The following is a 13,137-nucleotide window of genomic DNA, read 5'->3' as shown; positions in this document are numbered from 1 at the left end:
GTGTCGGTGTTGCGACAAATCTCACATGAACGCAAAACGCTTGCGGTGGTCGACGTCTGATGCAGACTGGAATAAAGACGCATCTATCCCCGCACGCGGGAAAAAGACGGTAGTTGTGGAGCGAAGCCTTCCACTCCGCTCAGAACCGGCGAACCTCAATGGCGTATTTATGCAGCGCGTAGCCCATTTGCCGGGGCGTGATGCCCAGCAGCCGCGCAGCTTTAGCCTGCACCCAGCCGCAACGTTCCATCGCCCAGATCAAGCGTTCGCGTTCGCCTTCCGGCTTGCCGGCCGACGATGTCGCGAATGCGCGCTCGTCGGTCGCGGGATCCAGTTCGGTTTCGGCGTCCATGTCCGTGCCGCCGGACCAGGCAGCCGGCACCGACGGGACATCCAGATCATGATGGCCGTACGGCGGCGACGACACTTCGGCGATCGGAATGTCGACGAGGCGCGCGGGACGCACGGCATCTTCGCGCTCGATGTAGTGCAGCACCTTCGTCAGGCAGCGGTCTTCCTGGCACAGGAACTTGAACCGGTCGATCACGCCGTCGCGCGTCATGGTCGCCGTGCGCTCGACGCAGTTCTCCAGCTCACGCACGTTGCCCGGCCAGTAGCAGTTCGTCAGCACCCGCATCGCTTCGGCGTCGAAGCGGATCGACTGCGAGTTTTCGCGGTTGAAACGGGCGAGAAAGTGCTGCGCCATCGCGGGAATATCTTCGCGCCGCTCGCGCAGCGGCGGCAATTCGATGCTGACCACGTTGATGCGGTAGTAGAGATCCGCGCGAAATTCGCCGGCCTTTACCATCCGTTCGAGGTTGCGGTTGGTGGCGAGAATCAGACGCACATCGACCTTCACCGGCGTCGTACCGCCCACGCGTTCGAACTCGCGCTCCTGTAGCACGCGCAGCAGTTTGGCCTGGAACGACGGCGAGATGTCGCCGATTTCATCGAGAAACAGCGTGCCGCCGTGCGCCAGTTCGAAACGGCCCTTACGCTGTCCCTGCGCGCCGGTAAACGCGCCCTTCTCGTGACCGAACAGTTCGCTCTCCAGAAGAGATTCTGTCAGCGCCGCGCAATTGACCCGCACGAACGAATCGCCGCTGCGGGGCGACAGATTGTGGATCGCGCGCGCGATCACTTCCTTGCCGGTGCCGCTCTCACCGCGCAACAGCACCGTGGTCCGCGCCGGCGCGACCTGGCGCACCTGGCCGAACACCGCCTGCATGGCCGCCGAGACGCCGACCACCTGATCGATCTGCTGGCTCGGCTTGATCGCCTTCTGCATACGTCTGACTTCATCCTGCATGCTGTCGTGCGCCGCGCTGACGCTGCGCTGAAGCAGCAACGCCTGCCCCATCAGCGTGGCGACGATCTTCATCAGATGCAGGTCGTCGGCGAACAGCCGGCTCGCGCCGGGATTCACGCAATCCACGGCGAGCACGCCCAGCGTGCGCCGGTCGGCATAGATCGGCGTCGCGAGCATGGCGATGCACGCACCCGGCATCTGGTCCGCGCCGCCGGTGCGATTCAGGAACACTGGCTCATCGTTCACGTCCGGTACGATCACGCCGATGCCGCTTTTGAACGCGCGGCCGACAATGCCTTCCCCTGGACGAAACTGCAGACGCTGCTGTTCGTCGCGCGAAAGACCCGCGGCGCACAGGCCGCGCAACTGCCCGTCGGATTCGGCCAGCACCACAAAGGCGCGTCGCCACTCCATCGTGTGCAGAAGGTAGTTCAGGGACTCGCGGAAGGTCTTCGCCACATCGAGCGACGAAACCAGCGTCTTGCTCACCTCATAGACGCAGTCCAGTGCTTGCCGGGCGACGGTTGCCTGAATGTTCACCATGGATTTCTCCTTCGTGCGCCACGCGCGTTCGATGCACCAGCGCAAGGCGCAAGTTCGACGCCAAAGGCACAACTTCGAAATCAAGCAATATCTACGCCCGGCGATTCAGCCTTCGCGCCTGTCGATCCCGCTTGCGGAACGACAAAGCCGACAAAAAGAACAGCGGACATTCTCACGTGTCGCACGCATCGAGACAAAGACAACAGCAAGACCGCGTGTGTCCCGCCGAAACAGGCCGCTCACCTGCGAAAGTCCGGTGGCATGGAAGTTGCCCTGAAGGTCGCACTACCACCAGCCTTCAGGAGCCTGCGATGTCGGATCTCCAACGCGTAGTCAGTACCGGTCCCCGTCTGCGAGGCGCCAACCCCGTGTACCTGGATCATGCCGCCACCACGCCGGTCGATCCGCGCGTGGTCAGACGCATGCTGCCGTATCTGACCGAGATGTACGGCAATCCCGCCAGCCGTTCGCACGCTTATGGCTGGGTCGCCGAGGAAGCGGTCGAACTGGCTCGCGAGCAGGTCAGCTCGCTCGTCAACGCGGACCCGCGCGAGATTGTCTGGACCTCGGGCGCGACCGAATCGAACAATCTCGCGATCAAGGGCGCGGCGCACTTTCATCGCGGCAAAGGCAATCACCTGGTGACGCTCGCGACCGAGCACAAGTCGGTGCTCGACTCGATGCGCGAACTCGAGCGCGAAGGCTTCGAGGTCACGGTGTTGCCGGTGCAGGAAAGCGGCCTCGTCGACCTCGCCGTGTTCGCCGCGGCCCTCAGGCCCGGCACCGTGCTGGCTTCGGTCATGCTCGTCAACAACGAGACCGGCGTGATTCAGGACATCGCCGCGCTCGGCACGCTCTGCCGCGAGCGGGGCGTCCTGTTGCACGTGGACGCCGCCCAGGGCGCCGGCAAGGTGCCGATCGATCTCGCCGTGTTGCCGGTCGATCTGATGTCGTTCTCGGCTCACAAGATATACGGCCCCAAAGGTATCGGCGCGCTGTACGTGGGACGCCGGCCGCGCGTGCGGATCGCGTCGCAGATGCACGGCGGCGGCCATGAACGCGGCATGCGCTCCGGCACGTTGCCCACGCATCAGATCGTCGGCATGGGCGAAGCGTTCTGGCTCGCGCGCGAGAACATGGCGTCCGAAAACACGCGCATTCAGACGCTGCGCGAGCGGCTGTGGAGCGGCCTGCAAAAGATCGATGCCGTGGAACTCAACGGCGATGCCGGGCGCCGCGCGCCTCACTATCTCAACGCGAGCTTCAACTACGTCGAAGGCGAATCGTTGTTGATGGGGATCAAGGAAGTTGCAGTTTCATCGGGCTCGGCCTGCACGTCCGCGAGTCTCGAACCCAGTTACGTGCTGCGGGCAATGGGCCGCAACGACGAACTCGCGCACAGTTCGATCCGCTTTTCGATTGGCCGCTTCACCACGGCCGACGAGATCGACTTCACGATCGATCTGATCACCCAGGTCGTCTCCCGGCTACGCGCGATGAGCCCGCTCTGGGACATGGTGCAGGCCGGCGTCGATCTGCAGACGATCCAGTGGGCAGAGCATTGACATACCCGTTCCAGCCGAACCCCCGAATACGCGAGCATTCAACCACCTGTGCGGAGCACCTCATGGCATACAGCGACAAGGTCATCGATCACTACGAGAACCCCCGCAACGTCGGCGCGTTCGATCCGGACGCCGCGAACGTCGGCACCGGCATGGTCGGCGCGCCGGCATGCGGCGACGTGATGCGGCTGCAGATTCGCGTCAACCGCGAAGGCGTCATCGAAGATGCGAAGTTCAAGACCTACGGCTGCGGCTCGGCGATCGCCTCCAGTTCGCTCGTCACCGAATGGGTGCGCGGCCGCACGCTCGACGAAGCGCTCGCGATCAGGAACACGCAGATCGCCGAGGAACTGGCGCTGCCGCCGGTCAAGATCCACTGCTCGATTCTCGCCGAAGACGCGATCAAGGCCGCCGTGGCCGACTTCCGTTCACGCCAGGCGAATCAGGGCACTGCCGCCGACAGCCTGCAACTCGCCGACCAGCCGGTCTGCTCGTCCAATCCGAACTGAGTCCATTCAAGCCTGAGAGGAACCACCATGGAAACGCTCGCCCAACCGGCCGCCGCCACTTCCGGCGCCCTGCCCGCTCTGCTCGAATTCACACCTCAAGCCGCCGCGAAAGTGGCCTCGCTGATCGAGGAAGAAGGCAACCCCAACCTGAAGCTGCGGCTGTACGTGTCCGGCGGCGGCTGCTCGGGTTTCCAGTACGGCTTCGCGTTCGACGACCAGGTGGCGGACGACGACATGCAGACCGTCACCGACGGCGTCACCTTGCTGGTCGACTCCATGAGCCTGCAATACCTGCCTGGCGCGCGCGTCGACTATGAAGACGGCCTCGAAGGCTCGCGCTTCGTCATTCACAACCCCAATGCGCAGAGCACCTGCGGTTGCGGCAGCTCGTTTTCCGTGTGAGGCAATCATGGCAATCTCACTGACGCCCGCCGCCGCGAGGCATGTCGAAAAATCGCTGCGCAAACGCGGCAGCGGCATAGGGCTGCGCGTCGCGGTTAAGACGAGCGGTTGCTCGGGCTTCGCGTACGCGCTGGAATTCGTCGATACCGCCAACGACGAGGATCAACGCTTCGAAGCGCACGGCGTGACCGTGGTCGTCGATCCGCGCAGCCTGACCATGCTCGACGGCACGGAGCTCGACTTCGTGCGTGAAGGACTGAACGAAGGCTTCAGATTTCACAATCCGAATGCCAGGGCGAACTGCGGTTGCGGCGAAAGCTTCGCGGTCTGACACACCCACTCAAGGACGCGCACATGGCCCTCCTGCAGATCGCCGAACCCGGCCAAAGCGCCGCTCCGCACCAGCACCGGCTGGCGGCGGGAATCGACCTCGGCACCACGAACTCACTGGTTGCCACGGTGCAGAGCGCGGTGGCCCGGGCATTACCCGACGAGGACGGCGCCTGCCTGCTGCCGTCGGTCGTGCGTTATACGCGCGCCGCCGAGCCGGAGGTCGGCCACCCGGCTCAGTTGCGCCAGGCCGAGGATCCGCTCAACACGATCGTGTCGGTCAAGCGCTTCATGGGACGGCGCCTTGCCGATCTGCCGGAAGCCGCCTCGCTGCCCTACCGCTTCATCGACCAGACAGGCATGGTCGGACTCGCTACCGACGCTGGCGAGCGCTCGCCCGTGCAGGTTTCGGCCGACATTCTGCGGACCTTGCGCGTACGCGCCGAGGCCTCTCTGGGCGGCGAACTGGCGGGCGTCGTCATTACGGTGCCGGCCTATTTCGACGACGCGCAGCGCCAGGCAACGAGGGACGCGGCGCACCTCGCCGGGCTGACGGTGCTGCGGTTGCTCAACGAACCGACGGCAGCCGCGATCGCGTACGGCCTGGACCGCGCGGCCGAAGGTGTCTTCGCGATCTACGACCTGGGCGGCGGCACTTTCGATATCTCGATCCTGCGGTTGTCGAAAGGCGTGTTCGAGGTGCTGGCCACCGGCGGCGACTCGGCCCTCGGCGGCGACGACTTCGATCGCGCCATTGGGCAGTGGTTCTGCAACCGGCACGGTGTCGAAGGCCTCGCCATGCTGGCGCCTTCCGCACAGCGCAGGCTGATGATGGCCGCCCGCGTGGCTAAAGAAGCTTTATCGCAGTCTGAGACAGCGGTCATCGCGCTCGCGCACGCCGATCGCAGCATCTGGCAGGCGGCGCTGTCGCGCGCGCAGTTCGCCGAACTCGGCGCCGCGCTCGTCGCACGAACTCTCGCCGCCACGCGGCGCGCGTTGCGCGACGCGAAGCTCGGCACGGGCGATATCGACGGCGTGGTGCTGGTCGGCGGTTCGACCAGGATGCCGCTGGTACGGGACGCCGTGCAGGAATTTTTCGGTCGCGAACCGCTTGCCGATATCGATCCGGATCAGGTGGTCGCGCTCGGCGCGGCGATCCAGGCCGATGTGCTGGCCGGCAACCGCAATGGCGACGGCTGGCTGCTGCTGGACGTCTGCCCTCTGTCGCTCGGCATCGAAACGATGGGCGGGCTGGTCGAGAAAATCATCCCGCGCAATTCCACGCTGCCGACCGCGCGCGCCCAGGAATTCACCACCTTCAAGGACGGCCAGACGGCCATGTCGTTGCATATCGTGCAGGGCGAACGCGAGAGCGTGGCGGATTGCCGTTCGCTCGCCCGCCTGGAGTTGCGCGGTATCCCGCCGGCGGTTGCCGGTGCGGCGCGCGTGCGCGTGAGTTTTCAGATCGACACGGACGGCCTGCTCGTGGTCACCGCGCGCGAGCAGACCACCGGCGTCGCAACGCACGTCGAGGTCAAGCCGTCCTACGGACTGACCGATGTCGAGATCGCGGCGATGCTGCAACAGGCCATCGACGCGTCGCTGCCCGATATGCAGTTGCGCACGTTGCGCGAGGCGCAAATCGACGCACGCCGTCTGCTCGATGCAACCGAAGCGGCGCTGGACAGCGACGCCGCGCTCCTGTCCGCCGACGAGCTGGCAGCCGTGCGGCGCGCAATGTTCCAGGTGGGCGAGGCGCTGGAGACCGATGCGTCTGCCGATCTGCTCAAGGCTGCGTCGACGGATCTCGCGGGCGCGACCGAAGCCTTCGCTGCGCGGCGCATGAACGCGTCGATCCGCAACGCACTCGCCGGACGTAACCTCGATACCCTCGTCTGAACTCGCCTTACCTCATTTGACCTTGTGTGACCTCGCCCGAGCCGGGAGCCCCACCTCATGCCGCGCATCCGTATTCTTCCCCACCCCGATCTCTGTCCGCACGGACACGACCTCGACGTGCGGCGCGGCACTTCGCTGTGCGAGAGCCTGCTCGCGTCCGGCGTCGCGATCGAGCACGCTTGCGAGATGGTCGCTGCATGCGCCACCTGTCATGTGTACGTGCGCGAGGGCGGTGCGTCGCTGGCGCCTCCCGACGACGAAGAGAGCGACCAGCTCGACCATGCGTGGGGCCTTGACCCGCAATCGCGTCTCGCATGCTGCGTGAAGCTGCGCGACGCCGACCTGACGATCGAACTGCCGGCACACACACGCAACCTCGCGCGCGGCTGACCACGCACGTCGTATCGCACATCGCAACTGCTTTCCGCAACGCTGCATTCATCACTACACCTGGCTGTCCGAAACAGGACATTCGCGACAGGCCTTCGTTGGGACCGCTTCATCCAGACACCCACGAATGCCGGAAAGCGCCCGCTACAGGCGTCGATGCAACGCAACCGCGCATGGCACAGCACTTGCAAACAGTGAGATCAAAGGTCAAAAGGACAACTTCTCATGTCGAATCCGATCATCAACGACACCACGCTGCGCGACGGCGAGCAGACGGCCGGCGTCGCCTTCACGATTGCCGAAAAATGCGCGATTGCCGAGGCGCTCGCACGCGCCGGCGTGCCCGAACTCGAAATCGGCATCCCTGCGATGGGTGACGAGGAAATCGATTGCATCCAGACCATCGTCGCGCTGAATCTCGACGCCGATCTGATGGTCTGGGGCCGCCTCACCGATGCGGACCTGGCCTCGGCCCTGCGCTGCAATCCCGACATCATCCACCTGTCGATTCCCGTTTCCGACATCCATCTTCAACACAAGCTGCGCCAGCCCCGCTCATGGGTATTGGCGCAGGTCAATCGCGTGATCGGCGCCGCTGTCAGGAGCGGGCGCAAGGTCTCGCTGGGCGCGGAGGATGCCTCGCGCGCGGACCCGGCTTTCCTCGCCGACGTGGCGCGGCGCGCGCAACAGTGCGGCGCGCAGCGCATCCGTTTTGCGGACACGCTCGGCGTTCTCGATCCGTTTTCGACCTATGAAGCGATAGCGCGATTGCGCGACGCGGTCGATCTGGAAATCGAAATCCACGCGCACAACGATCTCGGACTCGCGACCGCGAACACCCTTGCCGCGCTGCGCGCCGGCGCAACCCACGCCAACACGACCGTCAACGGTCTGGGCGAACGGGCCGGCAATGCGGCGCTGGAGGAAATCGTGATGGGCGTGCGTCATATCATGGGCCGCGATACGGCCGTCGACACGACCGCGTTATTGAGCATCTCGCGTCTCGTCGAACGGGCTTCGGGACGCCCGGTCGCGTTGAACAAGAGCATTGTCGGCGGCGGCGTATTCACGCACGAGTCCGGCATCCACACGGACGGGCTCGCGAAGAACGCCTCGACTTACGAGAGCTTCGATCCCGCCGAGCTCGGCCGCGAGCGCTCAGTCGTGCTCGGCAAGCATTCGGGTTCGCAAAGCGTGCGCCAGGCTTATGACGCGCTCGGCCTGCCGGTCAACGACACGCTTGTCGCGTTGCTGCTCACGCGTATCCGCCACCATGCGACCCATCACAAGCAGGCGCCCAGCGCCGCCGACCTGTATCGCTTCCTGATCGAAGTGCGCGACACCGTCGGAGAGCTGTCGTGAGCGGCGCCAACCACAGATACCGCGCCGCGCCGCCGGCGTTCCGCCCAATCCCATCCTCATCCGCCCGCGAGGAGTAAACGCGATGGAAAGCTTTGTCCAGCAACTCAAGGCACTATCCTCGGCCGAGGACTTTCTGCAGTTCTTCGGCATTCCGTTCGACCAGAAAGTCGTCAACGTGAGCCGGCTGCATATCCTGAAGCGCTTTTTCCAGTACATCCGGCAACAGGACGTGCTCCCCGAAGGCGAGGAGGCCGCGCTGTTCGCGTCGTATCACGCGCTGCTTCTCAAGGCTTACGGCGACTTCGTCGTCTCGACGCCAGCCCAGGAAAAAGTGTTCAAGGTGTTCCAGGACACCGCCGGGCGGCAGCACGTTTCCCTCGACAGTCTGCGCGCGTCGCTGCCCGCGCGCACCGTTGCCTGACAGGCGGAGCAAGACCATGCACATCGTCGTCTGCATCAAACAGGTTCCGGACTCGGCGCAGATTCGCGTTCACCCGGTGACCAACACGATCATGCGCCAGGGCGTCCCGGCGATCGTCAACCCGTACGACCTGTTTTCACTCGAAGAAGCGCTACGGCTGAAGGACCGCTTCGGCGGCAAGGTCACGATGCTGTGCATGGGGCCGCCGCAGGCCGAGGATGCGCTGCGCAAATGCATCAGCTTCGGCGCCGACGACGCCGTGCTGGTCACCGACCGCGCGTTCGCGGGCGCGGATACGCTGGCCACCTCGTATGCGCTGGCCGCAGGCGTCCAGCAGATCGCGAAGGAGCAGGCAGTCGACATCGTGTTCACCGGCAAGCAGACGATCGACGGCGATACCGCGCAGGTCGGTCCCGGCATCGCCAAACGCCTCGGGCTGCAACTGCTGACCTACGTGTCGCGCATTGTCGAGACGGATCTCGACGCACGCACGATCACGGTCGAGCGGCGCGCCGAGGGCGGCGTGCAGGTGCTCAGGACCGCGCTGCCGTGCCTGATCACGATGCTGGAGAACACCAACGAACTGCGCTTCGCGACGCTGCCCGCAATGATTCACGCGGCCGGCTATCCGGTGCGCAAATGGAACCGTGAACAGGCCGGCATCGAAGACGTCAGCAAGATCGGCCTGAAGGGTTCGCCGACGGTAGTCAGCAAGGTGTTCGGCCCGACACCGCGCAGCGAGAAAGCGGAGCTGCTCGATCTCGACGCCTCCAGTCTGCGCGATGTGTCGATGAACCTGCTGCAGAAGATTTTCACGCGCCATCCCACCCTGGAAGCCGACCTGCTGATGAAGGAGGGATCATGAACACACCCGCCGCTCCCGCGAAGAAACCCGCCGGCCGCGCGGGCCGCAACCTCGAACTGCCGGAGCATCTGAAGGCCTATAAAGGCGTATGGGTCTTCATCGAGCACGACCGCGGACACGTGCACAGCGTCTCGTGGGAACTGCTCGGCGAAGCCCGCAAGCTGGCCGATACGCTCGGCAGCCGCGTGGGTGTCGCCGTGCTCGGCGGCGCGGACGAGCCGCTCGAACAGTTCGCCGCGGAAGCCTTCGCTTACGGCGCGGACGACGCTTACATCGTTCACGACCCGGTCCTGCGCGGCTATCGCAACGAGCCGTTCACCAAGGGGCTGACCGATCTCGTCAACCGGCATCAGCCTGAGATCCTTCTGCTCGGCGCGACGTCGACGGGCCGCGACCTCGCCGGCTCCGTCGCCACCACGCTCCTGACCGGGCTGACCGCCGACTGCACCGAACTCAATATCGATCCCGTCTCGCGCGCGCTGGCGGCAACCCGCCCCACCTTCGGCGGCTCGCTGCTGTGCACGATCATGACGCTCGCGTACCGCCCGCAGATGGCGACGGTCCGCCCACGCGTGATGCAGATGCCGCCGCGTGACACCGCGCGCACCGGCAACATCGTCCAGGGAACGCTGGGGATGATCGAGACGGACATCGTCACGAGGCTGCTCGACTTTATCCCCGACGCGAGCAGCAACCGCATCAACCTGCCTTACGCCGACGTGATCGTGAGCGGCGGCAAGGGCATGAAGAACCCGGAGAACTTCAGACTGGTGTTCGAACTGGCGAACGTGCTCGGCGGCGAAGTCGGCGCGACCCGGCCATGCGTGCAGGCCGGCTGGGTGGAAGCCGAGCGCCAGGTGGGACAGACCGGCAAGACGGTACGGCCCAAGCTCTACATTGCCGCCGGCATTTCCGGGGCGATCCAGCACCGCGTGGGTATGGAAAGCGCGGACGTGATCGTGGCGATCAACACCGACCCGAACGCGCCGATCTTCGACTTCGCGCACTACGGCATTGTCGGCAACGCGCTGCAGGTGTTGCCCGCGCTGACGCAGGCTTTTGCGGAGCATCTGTCGCGGCGCCGCAAACAGGCTGCCTGAGGAGAATCATCATGAAGAAGCCTTCACAGTTCGATGCGATCGTGGTCGGCGCCGGTCCGTCCGGCAATGCCGCCGCCTATACGATGGCCAAGGCCGGCCTGAAAGTGCTGCAGATCGAGCGCGGCGAATATCCCGGCAGCAAGAACGTGCAGGGCGCGATCCTGTACGCGAAGGCGCTCGAAGAAATCATCCCGGACTTCCGCGACGACGCGCCGCTGGAGCGCCACATCATCGAGCAGCGGATATGGATGCTCGACGACACTTCGTTCGTCGGCACGCATATGCGCAGCGAGGAATACAACAAGCCGCCCTACAACCGCTACACGATCATCCGCGCGCAGTTCGACAAGTGGTTTTCATCGAAAGTGCGCGAAGCCGGCGCCTTGCTGATCTGCGAGACCACGGTGAAGGAACTCATCATGGACGGCGATCAGGTGGTGGGCGTGCAGTGCGATCGCGAGCATGGCGACGTGTATGCGGACGTGGTGGTGCTCGCCGACGGCGTGAATTCGACGCTCGCGCGCAAGGCGGGCTTTCATGGAGAGATCGAAGCCGGCAACGTCGCGCTCGCGGTCAAGGAGATTCTCTTCATGCCGGAGGAGACGATCCGCCAGCGCTTTAACATCGGCGAGGACGACGGCGTGGTGATCGAAATGGTCGGCAGGATCACCGACGGCATGACGGGCACCGGCTTTCTTTATACCAACAAGGAATCGCTTACCATCGGCGTGGGCTGCATGCTGGGCGACTTCAAGAAGAACCCCAACCGCACGAGCCCCTACGTGCTGCTCGAAAAGATGAAGCAGCACCCGTCGATCGCACCGCTGATCGCGGGCGGCGAGATGAAGGAATATTGCGCACATCTGATTCCGGAAGGCGGCTTTCACGCAATCCCGCGGGTCTACGGCAACGGCTGGATGATCGTCGGCGACTCGGGTGGTTTCGTGAACGCTGCGCACCGCGAGGGCTCGAATCTCGCGATGACCACCGGGCGCCTCGCCGCTGAAACGGTAATCCACGCGAAAGCCGCGGGGCTCGGCTATCGCGCGGCCACGCTCAAGGCCTACAAGACCGCGCTCGACCAGAGCTTCGTGATGAAAGACCTGCACAAGTACCGCGACATGCCGGCCGTGCTGCACCAGAATCCGCAGTTCTTCACGACCTACCCCGACCTCGTGGCACGCGCCGCGCGCACGATGCTCACGGTCGACGGCAAGGACAAGAAAAGCAAGGAGCGCGAAATCTTTTCGAGCTTCCGCAAAGCCCGTTCGCTTGCCGGCATGGTGGGCGACGCCTACAAACTCCTGAGGGCCTTCCGATGAGCACCGTACCCGTCAACGTAGAGGAAAAGCTGTTCCAGAACCGTTACCGCGTGGATGCGGGGCGGCCGCACATCCGCATCAAGGACGCCGACGTGTGCCTGAGCGAGTGCAGCGCGAAGAGTTGCACCTTTGTCTGCCCGGCGTCCTGCTACAAGGCCGAAGGCAACGGCACGGTCACGCTGATCACCGACGGTTGCCTCGAATGCGGCAGCTGCCGCATTCTCTGCACCGACCACCAGAACATCGAGTGGGACTATCCGCGCGGTGGTCACGGCATCCTGTTCAAATTCGGTTGAGGGACACGTCATGGCCAGACCCGAACGACATGTGTTTGTCTGCACCCAGAACCGGCCCCCGCAGCATCCGCGCGGCTCCTGCGCAGGTGGCAAAAACTCCACCGCACTGCTGCAGGCGTTCTGGGCGGAACAGCAGAAACGCCAGGCGTACGACACCGTCGCGATCACGTATTCGGGTTGTCTCGGCCCGTGCGATCAGGGTGTGAACGTACTCGTCTATCCGGAGGCGGTGCTTTACAGCGGCGTGACGGTTGCCGACGTGCCGGAAATCTTCACGCGCCACCTGGAGGGCGGTGAACCGGTGCAGCGCCTCATGGCGGCGGAGAAGGTCTGGTGAACCTGCTGACCGGTGTCGAATCGACCGAACTGTTCGGCGGCGACGTGTCGCCCGCCGTGCGGCGCCTCATCGAAGGCTTGCACGGCGCGCCGCCCGAGCAGGTCGTCGCGGTGCTGTGGAGCGTCACGCTGACCTCGCCGCAAAGCCTTGCCGTCTACTATCTGCTCTACAAGTTCCACGCCCGACGCGGCGAGCTCGACGAGGCACAGCACGCGGCGCTGCGAGGACTGAAAGCGGCCGCGCATGCCGCCGGGTTGAATGAAGACTGGCAAACGGTGCGGGCCGGCGACGCGAACTTCGACGCGCCCGGCCCTGCCCGCTTCTGGCTCTTCACCCTGAAGGCGCTCGCCTTTATCGGCCTGCGGCGCGGCGAACGCGACACAGCCGCACAGCTGATCGCCCAGTTGCGGCGGCTCGATCCGGCGGACCACCTCGGCTTCGGCGTAGTGGAAGCGTTGCTGCAACGCTCCGCTTGAGGCGAAACGCA

General features: G+C 64.8%; 16 protein-coding genes. 15 read left to right on the top strand and 1 reads right to left on the bottom strand.

Annotation, left to right across the window (positions count from 1 at the left end; all coding sequences use genetic code 11):
• Positions 1-139: 139 nt before the first annotated feature.
• Complete coding sequence (nifA, locus tag NE850_RS07200; protein WP_007177251.1) at positions 140-1,852, bottom strand: nif-specific transcriptional activator NifA; 1,713 nt, start codon at positions 1,850-1,852, stop codon at positions 140-142.
• Between nifA and NE850_RS07195 the strand changes: the two genes are divergently transcribed.
• From NE850_RS07195 to NE850_RS07125, 15 genes are all read left to right on the top strand, one after another.
• Complete coding sequence (locus tag NE850_RS07195; RefSeq protein ID WP_157187703.1) at positions 1,842-2,129, top strand: hypothetical protein; 288 nt, start codon at positions 1,842-1,844, stop codon at positions 2,127-2,129. The genes nifA and NE850_RS07195 overlap by 11 nt on opposite strands.
• A 34-nt stretch (positions 2,130-2,163) precedes the next feature.
• Complete coding sequence (locus NE850_RS07190; protein WP_165188385.1) at positions 2,164-3,417, top strand: IscS subfamily cysteine desulfurase; 1,254 nt, start codon at positions 2,164-2,166, stop codon at positions 3,415-3,417.
• Positions 3,418-3,479: 62 nt separating this feature from the next.
• Positions 3,480-3,926 carry a Fe-S cluster assembly scaffold IscU gene (iscU, locus tag NE850_RS07185; RefSeq protein WP_007177253.1) on the top strand — a complete coding sequence of 149 codons (447 nt, stop codon included), beginning with the start codon at positions 3,480-3,482 and terminating at the stop codon, positions 3,924-3,926.
• A gap of 27 nt (positions 3,927-3,953) precedes the next feature.
• The gene (gene erpA / locus NE850_RS07180) at positions 3,954-4,328 is read left to right on the top strand and encodes an iron-sulfur cluster insertion protein ErpA (protein ID WP_007177254.1); all 375 of its coding nucleotides are present in this window, start codon (positions 3,954-3,956) and stop codon (positions 4,326-4,328) included.
• Positions 4,329-4,335: 7 nt separating this feature from the next.
• Positions 4,336-4,659 (top strand): iron-sulfur cluster assembly protein IscA, encoded by a 324-nt coding sequence (gene iscA, locus NE850_RS07175; RefSeq protein ID WP_007177255.1) that lies wholly within the window; start codon positions 4,336-4,338, stop codon positions 4,657-4,659.
• 23 nt (positions 4,660-4,682) lie between these two features.
• The gene (hscA, locus tag NE850_RS07170) at positions 4,683-6,557 is read left to right on the top strand and encodes a Fe-S protein assembly chaperone HscA (RefSeq protein ID WP_007177256.1); all 1,875 of its coding nucleotides are present in this window, start codon (positions 4,683-4,685) and stop codon (positions 6,555-6,557) included.
• 57 nt (positions 6,558-6,614) lie between these two features.
• A complete protein-coding gene (locus NE850_RS07165; protein ID WP_007177257.1) occupies positions 6,615-6,947 on the top strand; it encodes a 2Fe-2S iron-sulfur cluster-binding protein in 333 nt (110 codons plus the stop codon).
• A 225-nt stretch (positions 6,948-7,172) separates the two neighbouring features.
• Positions 7,173-8,309 carry a homocitrate synthase gene (nifV, locus tag NE850_RS07160; RefSeq protein ID WP_007177258.1) on the top strand — a complete coding sequence of 379 codons (1,137 nt, stop codon included), beginning with the start codon at positions 7,173-7,175 and terminating at the stop codon, positions 8,307-8,309.
• Between the two features lie 82 nt (positions 8,310-8,391).
• The gene (gene nifW, locus NE850_RS07155) at positions 8,392-8,730 is read left to right on the top strand and encodes a nitrogenase stabilizing/protective protein NifW (RefSeq protein WP_007177259.1); all 339 of its coding nucleotides are present in this window, start codon (positions 8,392-8,394) and stop codon (positions 8,728-8,730) included.
• 16 nt (positions 8,731-8,746) lie between these two features.
• On the top strand, positions 8,747-9,595 hold the full coding sequence (locus NE850_RS07150; RefSeq protein ID WP_007177260.1) for an electron transfer flavoprotein subunit beta/FixA family protein: 849 nt from the start codon (positions 8,747-8,749) through the stop codon (positions 9,593-9,595).
• A complete protein-coding gene (locus tag NE850_RS07145; protein WP_007177261.1) occupies positions 9,592-10,695 on the top strand; it encodes an electron transfer flavoprotein subunit alpha/FixB family protein in 1,104 nt (367 codons plus the stop codon). The genes NE850_RS07150 and NE850_RS07145 overlap by 4 nt, the downstream gene beginning before the upstream one ends.
• An 11-nt stretch (positions 10,696-10,706) precedes the next feature.
• Positions 10,707-12,017, top strand: coding sequence for an FAD-dependent monooxygenase (locus NE850_RS07140; protein ID WP_007177262.1), 1,311 nt, complete (start codon positions 10,707-10,709; stop codon positions 12,015-12,017).
• On the top strand, positions 12,014-12,313 hold the full coding sequence (locus NE850_RS07135; RefSeq protein ID WP_007177263.1) for a ferredoxin family protein: 300 nt from the start codon (positions 12,014-12,016) through the stop codon (positions 12,311-12,313). The genes NE850_RS07140 and NE850_RS07135 overlap by 4 nt, the downstream gene beginning before the upstream one ends.
• 10 nt (positions 12,314-12,323) lie before the next feature.
• On the top strand, positions 12,324-12,650 hold the full coding sequence (locus NE850_RS07130; protein WP_007177264.1) for a ferredoxin: 327 nt from the start codon (positions 12,324-12,326) through the stop codon (positions 12,648-12,650).
• Positions 12,647-13,126, top strand: coding sequence for a hypothetical protein (locus NE850_RS07125; RefSeq protein WP_007177265.1), 480 nt, complete (start codon positions 12,647-12,649; stop codon positions 13,124-13,126). The genes NE850_RS07130 and NE850_RS07125 overlap by 4 nt, the downstream gene beginning before the upstream one ends.
• The last annotated feature ends 11 nt before the right edge of the window (positions 13,127-13,137 follow it).

Origin of the sequence: Paraburkholderia sp. USG1, assembly GCF_031570135.1 — a bacterium.
GTDB lineage: Bacteria > Pseudomonadota > Gammaproteobacteria > Burkholderiales > Burkholderiaceae > Paraburkholderia > Paraburkholderia dioscoreae.
The sequence above is the reverse complement of the archived record's forward strand: the minus strand, read 5'-3'. Positions and strand labels throughout refer to the sequence as shown.

Excerpts from the sequence above, each read along its gene's own strand:
- NE850_RS07195 (WP_157187703.1), top strand. The coding sequence starts at position 1,842 with ATGTTCACCATGGATTTCTCCTTCGTGCGCCACGCGCGTTCGATGCAC.
- nifA (WP_007177251.1), bottom strand. The coding sequence starts at position 1,852 with ATGGTGAACATTCAGGCAACCGTCGCCCGGCAAGCACTGGACTGCGTC.
- NE850_RS07190 (WP_165188385.1), top strand. The coding sequence starts at position 2,164 with ATGTCGGATCTCCAACGCGTAGTCAGTACCGGTCCCCGTCTGCGAGGC.
- iscU (WP_007177253.1), top strand. The coding sequence starts at position 3,480 with ATGGCATACAGCGACAAGGTCATCGATCACTACGAGAACCCCCGCAAC.
- erpA (WP_007177254.1), top strand. The coding sequence starts at position 3,954 with ATGGAAACGCTCGCCCAACCGGCCGCCGCCACTTCCGGCGCCCTGCCC.
- iscA (WP_007177255.1), top strand. The coding sequence starts at position 4,336 with ATGGCAATCTCACTGACGCCCGCCGCCGCGAGGCATGTCGAAAAATCG.
- hscA (WP_007177256.1), top strand. The coding sequence starts at position 4,683 with ATGGCCCTCCTGCAGATCGCCGAACCCGGCCAAAGCGCCGCTCCGCAC.
- NE850_RS07165 (WP_007177257.1), top strand. The coding sequence starts at position 6,615 with ATGCCGCGCATCCGTATTCTTCCCCACCCCGATCTCTGTCCGCACGGA.
- nifV (WP_007177258.1), top strand. The coding sequence starts at position 7,173 with ATGTCGAATCCGATCATCAACGACACCACGCTGCGCGACGGCGAGCAG.
- nifW (WP_007177259.1), top strand. The coding sequence starts at position 8,392 with ATGGAAAGCTTTGTCCAGCAACTCAAGGCACTATCCTCGGCCGAGGAC.
- NE850_RS07150 (WP_007177260.1), top strand. The coding sequence starts at position 8,747 with ATGCACATCGTCGTCTGCATCAAACAGGTTCCGGACTCGGCGCAGATT.
- NE850_RS07145 (WP_007177261.1), top strand. The coding sequence starts at position 9,592 with ATGAACACACCCGCCGCTCCCGCGAAGAAACCCGCCGGCCGCGCGGGC.
- NE850_RS07140 (WP_007177262.1), top strand. The coding sequence starts at position 10,707 with ATGAAGAAGCCTTCACAGTTCGATGCGATCGTGGTCGGCGCCGGTCCG.
- NE850_RS07135 (WP_007177263.1), top strand. The coding sequence starts at position 12,014 with ATGAGCACCGTACCCGTCAACGTAGAGGAAAAGCTGTTCCAGAACCGT.
- NE850_RS07130 (WP_007177264.1), top strand. The coding sequence starts at position 12,324 with ATGGCCAGACCCGAACGACATGTGTTTGTCTGCACCCAGAACCGGCCC.